The sequence below is a fragment of the Rhizobium sp. BK112 genome (assembly GCF_014193215.1).
GTDB classification, from domain to species: domain Bacteria; phylum Pseudomonadota; class Alphaproteobacteria; order Rhizobiales; family Rhizobiaceae; genus Rhizobium; species Rhizobium anhuiense.
This window is the reverse complement of sequence record NZ_JACHYZ010000011.1, coordinates 285,655-296,794: the sequence shown is the minus strand read 5'-3', so window position 1 is coordinate 296,794 and position 11,140 is coordinate 285,655. Positions and strand designations below refer to the sequence as shown.

Below are 11,140 nucleotides of genomic sequence, written 5' to 3'. Positions count from 1 at the left end.
CTGCCGTCAGCGCCAGCGGCAATGCTGAGTGTCGCATCTCTAAATGGCTGGCAACGTCGCGCCTCTAATCAGCTTTGACAATTGTTGTAGCCGGGGTGGGTTCAAGGATGAAGCGTCCTGTTTCTGCAAAAGTTGGAATGTCACTCTCCCCGAGTCTGAACGAGATCTGGGAGACGAGCGGATGGGATTGATAGCGACTTGAATACGTGATGACGGCGTCGTGTCTGGCGATCAGGCATCAAAGAATTCAGGGCCGTCACCTCGAACGAGACAGGACGCATTACTCGATATCCTTCAACGCATCGAGTGGGCCGATCAGCGCCGTGCGCGGCGGCACGAGTGTCGGCTGCACCAGATGCGTGATTGCCGGGCCGCGGTCCGCATCGAGGATCGCAAACCCCTTGGTGATCATCGCCTCGCTGTCCTGCCGGATCATGAAGACAGGGAAAGGCAGGAAGGAGCCGAAGGGATCGTAGTCGTAGCAGCCGACGATGATATCGGCGAAGGTCTCGTGCGGATGCAGCGCGAGGAAGCGCATCAGCCCTTCGAGATTGATCGAGGAATTGACGAAAAAAGTGCGCGGCAGCTTGCCGTGGCCTTCGTAGAAGGCTTCGAAGGCGCGGGCAGTCATGGCGGGGGAATAGCCGGTCGGCTGGATGCAGATGTCCGGATCCGCGCCCAGCAGGGCGCGCTTTACGTCGCGGAAACCGCGAATTCGCTCATGGCTGGCATGGTCGTTGCGGCCGCCGAACAGGTACAGATCGTCGGGCGAAAGCGGGCCATCCTCCTGCGCGCGCTCGATGATCGCCTGTGTCAGCATGCGCGCGCCTTCATAATTGTCGCTGATGATCGACGGCGCCAGCGTGCCCGGCAGATCGATGTTGACGTGCTTCAGCCCCGCCTTTTCGCAGACCTTGTGCACGCCATCCGGATCGGTCGCGCCGGCGATGAACAGCTCGTCGATAGAATAGGAGATCAGCGTCTCGACGACCTGGCGCTCCTCCTCTGGGTCGCGACAGGCGCTGACGACGAGCGGGCACTGGCCGCGGCTTCGGACCTGCGCCTCGAAAGACTGCGCCATAGAGGAGAAATAGCGGTTGTCGTGCACCGGCAGGAGAAGACCGACGAGGCCGGAGCGGGACGACCGCAGGCCACGCGCCTGCAGATTTGCCTTATAGCCGTGCTCGTTCGCCAGCTTCTGAATGAGCTGGGCTGTCGCCTCTTTGATACGCCGCTTCCGCCAGCTTCCGTTCAGCACGGCGCTCACGGTGGAAGGCGACGCGCCCGATAGGATCGAGAGATCGTAGATTGTCGCCTTTTTCTTGCTGATGTCCGTCATTCCCAGCCTTTCCTCTATCGTTCCCTTAGAAACAAACCCCTCTTGACGAAAGCCCCACCTTGATCGATAGTTATTGCACCATCGATTGTGCAAAAAAGAAAGATCGATTGTGCAGGATGGTTCGCCGGAGGAGGCGAGACGGGAGGCAAGGGTATTCCCTCGCCATAAAACAACCAGGAGCAACCTGCCGTGAAGCCGGCCGGTGGTCGTCGTTCGCATGAGCGACCTTTGAGGAGGAGTGAGGATGAGGAGCCTTATCGTAGCGGCATTTGCCGCATCGCTGTCGCTTGCCGGGGCGGTGGTCGCGGTTGCACAGGACGCGCCGAAGGTCGGCGTTGTCGTCAAGATCGGCGGCATTCCCTGGTTCAACGCGATGGAAGCCGGCATCAAGGAACAGGGCCAGAAGTTAGGGGTCGATGCCTTCATGATCGGCCCGACCAGTGCCGACCCGGCGCTGCAGGTGCGCGCCATCGAGGATCTGATCGCCCAGGGCGTCAAGGTCATCGGCGTGGTCCCGAACGATGCCAAGGTGCTCGAGCCCGTGCTCACCAAGGCGCAAGCCGCCGGCATCAAGGTCATTACGCATGAATCGCCCTCGCAGAAGGGCGCCGACTGGAATTTCGAGCTCGCATCGTCGACCGGATTTGGTGAGGCCCATGGCAAGCTGCTCGCCGAAAAGATGGGCGGCAAGGGCGAATATGCCGTCTTCGTCGGTTCGCTGACCGTCCCGCTGCACAATGCCTGGGCGGACGCCGCAATCGCCTATATCAAGGCGAACTATCCGGACATGAAACTCGTCGGCGATCGCTATGGCGTCGCGGAAGACGTCGACAAGAGCCGCTCGACGGCGCTCGACCTTATTGCCGCCCATCCGGATCTGAAAGGCTTCCTTGCCTTCGGCAGCCAGGGTCCAATCGGCGCCGGGCGCGCTGTCGAAGAACGCCGCAAGACGGGCAAAATCTTCGTGCTCGGTCCGTTCTCGCCCGGCCAGGGCCAGAAGCTGATCAAGTCCGACGCGATATCGGGCGGCTTCATGTGGAATCCGAAGCAGGCCGGCGAAGTCTTCGTCACGCTCGCCGATCGCCTGATCAAGGGCGAGAGCGTCAAGGAAGGTGATGACATTCCGGGTCTCGGCGTGATCAAGCCGGTTGGCAACGACATCATCGTCGATCAACTGCTGCCGATCAACAAGGATACGGTCGACGACCTGGCCGCAATGGGCCTCTGAAGAGGCCCCCTCCCCGGGTGTCGGGCCGGTCGACATGGACCGGCCCGACGTTCGGGAAAAGAGCGGTATCCGGCCATGGCTGGACCATTGACCTCCTTTCATGGCATTCGACTGGACAGGCAACCGGCATGAGCATGGCAACGGATGATGGTGTGAAGGCCCCGCCGCTTCTTTCGCTTCGCGGCATCAACATGACATTCGGCGGTGTGAAGGCGCTGAAAAACGTCTCCTTCGAAGTCTTGCCCGGCGAAGTGCATTGCCTGGCCGGCGAGAACGGTTCCGGCAAGAGCACCCTTATCAAGGTGATATCAGGCGTCTATCGGCCTGCAGACGGCGCCGAGATCGTCTTTGACGGCGAGACGATATCCCACATGAAGCCAGGCATGGCCCAGTCCCGCGGCATTCAGATCATCTGGCAGGACCTCGCGCTCTTTCCGGAAATGAGCGTGGCGGAAAACATCGCCTTCCAGACCCTTTCCGGTTCGCGCCCGCGCCTCGTCAACTATGCCGCGATCCGCAGGATCGCCGAGGACGCACTGGCGGGGCTCGGCGTCACCCTCGACGTCGACAGGCCGCTCAAGGACTTCGCCATCGCGCAGCGCCAGATCGTCGCCATTGCCCGCGCGCTGGTCGGAGAGGCCCGGATCGTCTTCATGGACGAGCCGACCGCCTCGCTCACCCAGTCTGAGACCGATCATCTGTTGGCGATCGTGCGCACGCTGTCGGCTTCGGGTGTTGCCGTGGTCTTCGTCAGCCATCGCCTTGCGGAAGTGCTGGATATCTCCTCGCGCATCACGGTGCTGCGCGATGGCGCGCTGGTCGGGGTCTATCCGGTGGAGGGCATGACCCAGTCTAAGATCACCGAGCTGATGACCGGGCGCACCTTCGACCAGAATGTTCTCGCCCGCGACGTATCGCAGAACCCGGTGGTGCTCTCGGTCAGCAAGCTTTCCCGGCCTGGCGAGTTCGACGACATCTCCTTTGATCTGCGCCGTGGCGAGACGCTCGGGATAACCGGCCTGCTTGGCTCGGGGCGCACCGAACTTGCGCTTACGCTGTTCGGCATGCGCCGGCCCGCTGCCGGAACGATCGTGTTGGAGGGAAAGCCGGTGCGCTTTGCCTCCAACCGCGAGGCGATCACATCAGGTGTCGCCTATCTCTCCGAAGACCGCCTTTCGCTCGGTCTCAACCAGCCGCAATCCATCGCCGACAATCTGGTCATGGCCTCGCTCAACCGCATCCTGGGCCGGCGGCTCATTTCGCCGGAAAAGAAGCGCTCGCTCGTCGCTCGCTGGATCGCTGATCTCGGCGTCAGGATCGGCAAGCATGACGATGCGATCTCGACGCTTTCGGGCGGCAACCAGCAGCGCGTCGCGATCGCCAAATGGCTCGCCACCGATCCCAAGGTGCTGATCCTCGATGCGCCCACGGTCGGCGTCGATGTCGGCGCACGCGCCGGTATCTTCGAAATCGTTGCGCGTCTCGCCGAGGCGGGGCTGGCGATCATCCTGATTTCGGACGAGGTGCCGGAGGTCTATTTCAACGCCGATCGGATCATCCATATGGAAAAGGGCCGCATCGCCGGCTGGCATGATCCGCGCGCGACCACACTGAAGGACCTGGAGGCGGCGGTCTATGCGTAAGCTGTTCCTGTCCCATACGACTGAATTCGTGCTCATCGCCGTCATCATCGCGATGAGCATTGTCCTGGCTTTCATGACCGACCGTTTCTTGACGCTCGGCAATGTCTTCGACCTGCTCAATATCAGCGCGGTCAACATTATCTTTGCCGTTGGCCTGCTCGTGGTGCTGATATCAGGCGGGATCGACATCTCCTTCGCCGTCGCCGCCTCGATCGTGCAATACGTCACTGCACTTGCGCTCGAGAGGATCGGCGGGGGTGGATGGATATCCGGCTTCCTGATTGCGGCCGGCATCGGCATCGTGCTCGGCGTGATCAACGCCTTCCTGATCCACCGCTTTCGCATCATCTCGATCGTCGCGACGATCGCAACCTTCAACGTCTATTTCGGCTTGCTGATGTTCTTCACCAAGGGTGTGTCGATCTACAATCTGCCCGACTGGCTGACGAGCCGCGTCATCATCTACGAGCGCGAAATGGCCGATGGGAGCTGGGCTGAGATCACGTTGCCTGTTGTGGTCATGGTCGTCTGCACGCTCGCCACCTGGTTCTTCATTACCCGCACGACGACCGGCCGGCAGCTCTATGCCTTCGGTGACAATCCGGAAGGCGCGCGCCGCTTCGGCATCAATATCGGCGCCATGCAGTTCATCGCCTTCGGCTGGCTTGGATTGATGGCAGGCATCGCCGGGCTGATGCAGGCGCATTATGCGCAGGAGGTCGTTCCGAACGCACTCTATGGCCGCGAGCTCGATGTCCTGGCCGCAGTGGTGCTCGGCGGTGCGCGGCTGGGCGGCGGCAAGGGCTCCGTGCTCGGTTGCGTGTTGGGCGTGCTGCTCGTCTCGATCACCCAGAACGGCCTCAACCTGATGGGCGTCTCGCCCTTCGCCTTCAAGATGATCGTCGGCGCGATCATCCTCGTTGCGATCACTTTGTCGAGCGCTCGCATCGGCAATCTGGTGCCGGTGTTTGCGACCCGCAAATCGACCGGTGACAGACCTGCGGAAAGGGGAGAGAGCTGATGAACGCGCTCGCCGCCCGCTTCAACGCCATCTTCGGCGCCGACATGGCCGGTCCCCTCGCCGCGCTGGCGGCGGTGCTTGTCGTCTTCGGTTTCGCTTCGCCCCATTTCCTGACGGGCGCGACCTTCGGATCGGTCGCCTTTCAGCTTCCGGAGCTGGGCGTCTTGACGCTTGCGATGCTGATGCCGATCCTGACCGGCGGCCTCAACCTTGCGATCACCTTCACCGCCAACATCGCCGGCCTGACGCTCGCCTGGACGCTGCAGGCCAATGGCGGCATCGACGCCGGTCCGGGCGCCTTTCTGCTCGGCTCGGTTCTGGCGCTTGCCGTCGGCGCGGCAAGCGGCCTGGTCATGGGCCTCGTCATCGCCTTTACCCGCGCCCATCCGATCCTCGTTTCGCTGTCGATGATGATCTTCCTGCGCGGCCTCGGTGAGTTCCTGACGCGCGGCGGCGATATCTCGGGCTTCCCCACCTTCATCGCTCCCATCGGCCACGGCAGCATTCTCGGCATCCCGGTACCTTTGTTGATCCTGATTGCCTGCGTGATCGCCAGCCACGTCCTGCTCTCGCGCTCCAAGCTCGGCTTTTCAACCTACATGATCGGCTCCAATATCGAGTCTGCCCGCTATTCCGGCATCAACACCCGCAAGATCCTGGTGCTGGTCTATATGCTCTCCGGGGTGATGGCTGCAGTTGCCGGCATCATCATGCTTGCGCGCTTCAATTCGGTGCGCGTCGGCCACGGCGAATCCTATCTGCTGATCACCGTGCTCGCCTGCTTCCTCGGCGGCATCAATCCCTTTGGCGGCTTCGGCCGAGTCCTGCCCGTCTTCGTGGCGCTCATCGTGCTGCAGCTTCTCTCTTCGGGGCTCAACCTGCTCGGCGCCAACCAGCATCTCACCACTGCCGTCTGGGGCATCCTGCTCATCGTCGTGATGGTGCTGCGGTGGTTCTCGGCCAAGTTCATCAGAATCATGAAATAGGAGATACGACCATGGAAGGTTTCGGCGTTCACACCAGCATGTGGACCATGAACTGGGACCGCGCAGGCGCCGAGAAGGCGATTGCCGGAGCCGTGCACTACAAGATGGATTTCATCGAGATCGCGCTGCTCAACGCGCCTGCCGTCGATGCCAAACACACCCGCGACCTGCTTGAAAAGAACAAGCTGCGCGCCGTCTGCTCGCTCGGCCTGCCGGAGCATGCCTGGGCCTCCATCCGCCCGGATGCAGCAATCGAGCATCTGAAGGTTGCGATCGAAAAGACCGCGGAAATGAGTGCCGAAGCCCTGTCCGGCGTCATCTTCGGCGGCATCGGCGAACGCACCGGCGTGCCGCCGACGCAGGGCGAATACGACAACATCGCCAAGGTGCTCGAGGCTGCGGCAAAACACGCCAGGAAGTACGGCATCCAGCTCGGCGTCGAGGCCGTGAACCGCTACGAGAACCACCTGATCAACTCGGCGCAGCAGGCCGTCGACATGGTGGAGCGTGTCGGCGCGGATAACATCTTCGTCCACCTCGACACCTACCACATGAATATCGAGGAGAAGGGCGCGGCCAACGGCATCCTCATCGCCCGCGATCACCTGAAGTACATCCATCTTTCCGAAAGCGACCGCGGCACGCCGGGTTACGGCAACATTCCGTGGGATGTGATCTATGCCGCGCTCGCTGCAATCGGTTTCAAGGGCGGACTTGCCATGGAGAGCTTCATCAATATGCCGCCTGAGGTAGCCTATGGCCTGGCTGTCTGGCGCCCAGTCGCCCGCGATATGGAGGAGGTCATGGGCAATGGCCTGCCATTCCTGCGCAACAAGGCGGAACAATACGGTCTGATCTGAGCGGAATTGCCGGGTCACTTGAACACTCCGATGGTGACCCTTACCGTTGTCGTAGCCCACCTGCCGTTCAAGTGCCGCGGACCCTTGCACGGCGTCGCAAAGGTCATCTTGTCAGCCTGGTTCTTCCCTCGAAAAACCGGCTGATCAAGTGGCGAAAAGCGTGCGGCCGCATGCTGGTGGCGAGCAGCAGGGCAGCCGCGTCGAAAGAAGCGAAAATAGTTGATTGCTGCTCTCATCTTTAGTACCGACCTATCACCCGGTTAAAGGATGTCACGTGGCCATACTCCCCCCGATGCAAGATCCGCCTCGAGCGGCCGAAACTTTTGTCGCCGAAAATATAGGTCTTTCGATCGAGGGGAACGCAATTCTCTCCGCCGTAAGCCTGACATTTCCGGCAGGAGAAGTCGTGGCCCTGGTCGGCCACAACGGCTCCGGCAAATCCAGCCTTCTCAAAATGCTGGCGCGCCAGCTCGTGCCGAGCGCCGGATCGATCTCTTACGGAAACCGCGATCTAAGGACGTATAGCGAACGCGCCTTCGCGCGTTCGGTCGCGTACCTGCCCCAGGACGTCACGACCGGAGCGGACATGACGGTCCGCGAGCTTGTGGGATGCGGCCGCTATCCGTGGCACGGCGCGCTTGGCCGCTTCACCAAGGACGATGAAGGGAAAGTCGAGGAGGCCCTTCAAGCAACGCATATCGAGAAGTTCGCCAACCGCATCGTGGGCACACTGTCGGGCGGTGAGCGGCAACGGGCCTGGATCGCCATGCTGATTGCTCAGGATGCCCGCTGCCTGTTGCTCGACGAACCGACTGCGGCACTCGATGTTGCCCACCAGATTGAGGTGCTCTCACTTGTGCGACGCTTGGCGCATGAGGGTGGAAGGAGTGTCGTCATCGTTCTTCACGACATCAACATGGCCGCGCGCTTCTGCGATCGGATCCACGCATTGAAACGCGGTGGCGTGGTTGCCAGCGGAACACCGAGCGCGATCCTCGCGCCGAAGACGCTGCAGGAGATCTATGGGATCGATATGGATGTGATCTCCGCGCCCACCCTGCCCTATCCGCTCGCCTATGTTTGCTGAGGTTGGGCGTTCAATGGGCGTTTCGCGGCGCTTCCTTCTGCAGTTCGCGGCGGCCTCGGCCATTCCGGCTCCGCTGTTTGCGCAGTCGATCGGCCAAAGGGTCGTCAGCCTCGACTACGGTCTTGCGTCCACGCTTTTATCCCTTGGATTGCCTCCGGTCGGGATCTCGGACCTCGCCGATTGGGACAGATGGGTTGTCGAGCCGCGAATGCCAGAATCCGTCGTCGATATCGGCAGTGCGTTCGAGGTCAATTTTGAAATTCTCGTTGCGCTGAAGCCCGATATCATATTGACCACACCCTACCTCGATGAGCTGTTACCCAAGCTGCAGTCGGTGGCGAAAGTCGTTCGGCTGGAAATCTTCGTGCCGGGCATTGGGCCTATTCTTCCCGCCGCCATTGCGGCGACGCGCAAATTGGCCGTTGAGCTTGGTCGTCAGAATGAGGCGGAGCAGTTCCTCGCGCGCGCCGACGCCTTCTTCGAGCGATGCCGCAGCCGCCTGGCGGACAAGAACCTGCCGCCGGTCGCCCTGGTGAATTTCATGGATGCCCGCCATGTCCGCATCTATTCGAGTCCCGGGCTGTTCCACAATGTGCTCGAGCGCATCGGTGTCCGGAACGCCTGGACCAGAGAGTCGAATTATTGGGGTTTTGAAACGATCGGCATTGAGGAGCTCTCCAAGATCACCGATCCAGATGCGCGTCTGATCGCCTTCGACCCCGTTCCTCCGGACGTTCTTCCGAAACTTGCTCAGAGCCCGCTGTGGAACAGGTTGGCCTTTGCGCGTCCCGGCCACCTGTCGATTCTGCCGCCGGCCCTGATGTTTGGCATGGTGAACGAGGCCATGCGCTTCGCGGGCCTTTTGACAGATCTTCTGGAAAAAGAAGCATGATGATATCCCGCCGCGACAATATCGGGCCAGCATTAGTCTTCCTCCTCCTGATTGGCGGTGGAGGCGTGGCTTCGTGGTTTCTTGCTGCTCCTGCGCTGTCTGAAATTGCGCTACCGAATTACGATGTCACACGAATGGTATTGTACTATTCGACGCTTCCCCGCCTTGCGACGGCGCTCATTGCCGGCGCTATGCTTGCCTTGTCTGGTGCGCTGTTTCAGCAGGTTTTGCGAAACCCGCTCGCCGACCCTACCACCCTCGGCGTGTCGGCCGGAGCAAACCTGGCGCTGGTGGTAACATCGCTGTTTCTCCCGGACCTGCTCGGGGCCGGCCGTGATCTTGTCGCTCTGACCGGCAGTGCGACCGCGGCCGTGATCGTCGTCAGCCTTGGCGCGCGCCGCGGTTTTTCGCCTTATTCGCTTGTTCTGTCGGGGCTGGTTCTCAGTCTGTGGTGTGGCGGCCTCTCTGCGATCCTGATCTATTTGAACCAGCGCTACCTCTCGAGCCTGTTCATCTGGGGCGCCGGCTCGCTGGCCCAGCAAAGTTGGGTCATTCCCGTGTCGCTTCTTTGGAAGTTGGGCGTCGTTGCCATCGTCTGCACTTTCGTGATCAGACCGCTTTCGCTGCTCGATCTTGGCGAGAGCAGTTCCACGGCACTCGGCGTCCGATTGGTCCGTCTGCGTTTCATTGTCGTCGCCCTTGCTGTCGCGCTTGCTGCATTTGTCACCAGCGCTGTCGGGGTCATTGGTTTCATTGGACTGGTCGCGCCGACGATTGCGCGATTGTCCGGAGCACGACGTCCCGCGCAGCTCATCTTCTGGTCTCCCCTGATCGGCGCCGGGCTGCTTCTCTTCGCCGACTCTGTTCTGCAACTGGTCGCAGGCGGGCTTGGTGATTTCTTGCCGACGGGAGCGGTAACGGCCATCTTCGGTTCGCCGCTGCTCCTCGCGCTCCTGCCGCGGCTGAAGATCCGTCATCGATTGCAGCAATCGCCGGCGTTCGGACGGTCACGTCGATGGGATGGAACCGCACCGGTCGTCATCGCCGCTGCCGGTCTGCTTATGCTGTTGATGGTCAGCGTTTTTCTCGGACGTGACGTCAATGGCGGCTGGGCCTTCGCTTCCGGCGAATTCTCGTACGATGTCCTTGCCATCAGGATACCTAAAATCCTCGCCGCTCTGGCATCGGGCGCGATGCTTGCGGTCGCGGGCTCGATCCTTCAGCGGTTGACCGGAAATGAAATGGCAAGTCCCGAAGTTCTCGGGATCAGTGCCGGCGCGACCTTCGGCGTTGCGATTGCCCTCTTTGCCGTCGCTCCCGGATTTTCCGGTCAATTTGCCTTTGCCGTGGCCGGTGCGATCAGTGTGCTTGCCATCATCTTCGCCAGTTCCCGGCGATCGGCCTTCGCTCCCGAGCGGGTCCTGCTTGCGGGCATTGCCTTAAGCGCGATGGTCGATGCCGTCGTCGGCGTGTTGAGCTCGACGGGAGATCCGAGAGCCGTTCTGCTGATGCGGTGGATGAGCGGGTCCACCTACCTCATCGAAGGGTCGACCGCGGCAACGGAGGCAGCGCTCGGCGCTGTGCTGATTGCCGTTGCGCTCGCCGCCCGCCGCTGGCTTGACATACTTCCCCTTGGGCCGTCGCCTTCGGCGGCGGTCGGCGTACCATTGGCGAAATCGCGTTTTGCGCTTTTTGGCCTCGCAGGATTGTTGACGGCCGCCGCGACGCTGACGGTCGGCCCCTTATCATTTATCGGCCTCATGGGACCTCACCTGGCACGGGAGGCGGGACTGACACGCGCGCTGCCGCAAATGGTTGGTGCCGCTCTGATCGGCGGGGGGCTTATGGTTGCCGCCGATTTTGTCGGCCGCACGATCGTATCGCCCTATCAGATCCCGGCCGGTCTTGTTTCCGCACTCATCGGAGCACCGTTCCTGATGTTGATGATGCGCAAGCGCGGTGTCGGCTGAGGGTTGCCACAGGAAGGCCCGGCATTAGGTAGCAAAGACCACCAAAAGCGCCTTACGCCTCTGAATCAAAACAGAATTTCAGGCCGGCATTCCCATGAATGCGGCTGACGTTGA

The 11,140-nt window shown here is 61.4% G+C and carries 9 protein-coding genes; 8 read left to right on the top strand and 1 reads right to left on the bottom strand.

Annotated elements, in window-relative coordinates:
* Positions 1–280: 280 nt before the first annotated feature.
* Positions 281–1,339, bottom strand: a complete 1,059-nt coding sequence (locus FHT75_RS27490) for a LacI family DNA-binding transcriptional regulator (protein ID WP_063473986.1) — start codon at positions 1,337–1,339, stop codon at positions 281–283.
* A 244-nt stretch (positions 1,340–1,583) separates the two neighbouring features.
* On the opposite strand from FHT75_RS27490, the gene FHT75_RS27485 reads away from it, so the two are divergent.
* From FHT75_RS27485 to fhuB, 8 genes are all read left to right on the top strand, one after another.
* Entirely contained in the window at positions 1,584–2,567 is a 984-nt protein-coding gene (locus FHT75_RS27485; RefSeq protein ID WP_063473987.1) for an autoinducer 2 ABC transporter substrate-binding protein, read from the top strand.
* Between the two features lie 128 nt (positions 2,568–2,695).
* Positions 2,696–4,210: a sugar ABC transporter ATP-binding protein gene (locus tag FHT75_RS27480; RefSeq protein WP_063473988.1), complete on the top strand. Its 1,515-nt coding sequence runs from the start codon at positions 2,696–2,698 to the stop codon at positions 4,208–4,210.
* Positions 4,203–5,231 carry an ABC transporter permease gene (locus tag FHT75_RS27475; protein ID WP_047613842.1) on the top strand — a complete coding sequence of 343 codons (1,029 nt, stop codon included), beginning with the start codon at positions 4,203–4,205 and terminating at the stop codon, positions 5,229–5,231. Before FHT75_RS27480 ends, FHT75_RS27475 begins: the two co-directional genes overlap by 8 nt.
* Positions 5,231–6,217 (top strand): ABC transporter permease, encoded by a 987-nt coding sequence (locus FHT75_RS27470; RefSeq protein ID WP_063473989.1) that lies wholly within the window; start codon positions 5,231–5,233, stop codon positions 6,215–6,217. The genes FHT75_RS27475 and FHT75_RS27470 overlap by 1 nt, the downstream gene beginning before the upstream one ends.
* An 11-nt stretch (positions 6,218–6,228) precedes the next feature.
* Positions 6,229–7,077, top strand: coding sequence for a sugar phosphate isomerase/epimerase family protein (locus tag FHT75_RS27465; RefSeq protein ID WP_063473990.1), 849 nt, complete (start codon positions 6,229–6,231; stop codon positions 7,075–7,077).
* Between the two features lie 292 nt (positions 7,078–7,369).
* Positions 7,370–8,164 (top strand): ABC transporter ATP-binding protein, encoded by a 795-nt coding sequence (locus tag FHT75_RS27460; protein ID WP_063473991.1) that lies wholly within the window; start codon positions 7,370–7,372, stop codon positions 8,162–8,164.
* Between the two features lie 13 nt (positions 8,165–8,177).
* Positions 8,178–9,056, top strand: coding sequence for an iron-siderophore ABC transporter substrate-binding protein (locus FHT75_RS27455; protein ID WP_183845248.1), 879 nt, complete (start codon positions 8,178–8,180; stop codon positions 9,054–9,056).
* The gene (fhuB, locus tag FHT75_RS27450; protein WP_183845281.1) at positions 9,056–11,026 is read left to right on the top strand and encodes a Fe(3+)-hydroxamate ABC transporter permease FhuB; all 1,971 of its coding nucleotides are present in this window, start codon (positions 9,056–9,058) and stop codon (positions 11,024–11,026) included. The genes FHT75_RS27455 and fhuB overlap by 1 nt, the downstream gene beginning before the upstream one ends.
* Positions 11,027–11,140: the final 114 nt, after the last annotated feature.

Bases quoted from the DNA above. Each gene is read 5' to 3' on its own strand.
- FHT75_RS27490 (WP_063473986.1), bottom strand. From the start codon at position 1,339: ATGACGGACATCAGCAAGAAAAAGGCGACAATCTACGATCTCTCGATC.
- FHT75_RS27485 (WP_063473987.1), top strand. From the start codon at position 1,584: ATGAGGAGCCTTATCGTAGCGGCATTTGCCGCATCGCTGTCGCTTGCC.
- FHT75_RS27480 (WP_063473988.1), top strand. From the start codon at position 2,696: ATGAGCATGGCAACGGATGATGGTGTGAAGGCCCCGCCGCTTCTTTCG.
- FHT75_RS27475 (WP_047613842.1), top strand. From the start codon at position 4,203: ATGCGTAAGCTGTTCCTGTCCCATACGACTGAATTCGTGCTCATCGCC.
- FHT75_RS27470 (WP_063473989.1), top strand. From the start codon at position 5,231: ATGAACGCGCTCGCCGCCCGCTTCAACGCCATCTTCGGCGCCGACATG.
- FHT75_RS27465 (WP_063473990.1), top strand. From the start codon at position 6,229: ATGGAAGGTTTCGGCGTTCACACCAGCATGTGGACCATGAACTGGGAC.
- FHT75_RS27460 (WP_063473991.1), top strand. From the start codon at position 7,370: ATGCAAGATCCGCCTCGAGCGGCCGAAACTTTTGTCGCCGAAAATATA.
- FHT75_RS27455 (WP_183845248.1), top strand. From the start codon at position 8,178: ATGGGCGTTTCGCGGCGCTTCCTTCTGCAGTTCGCGGCGGCCTCGGCC.
- fhuB (WP_183845281.1), top strand. From the start codon at position 9,056: ATGATATCCCGCCGCGACAATATCGGGCCAGCATTAGTCTTCCTCCTC.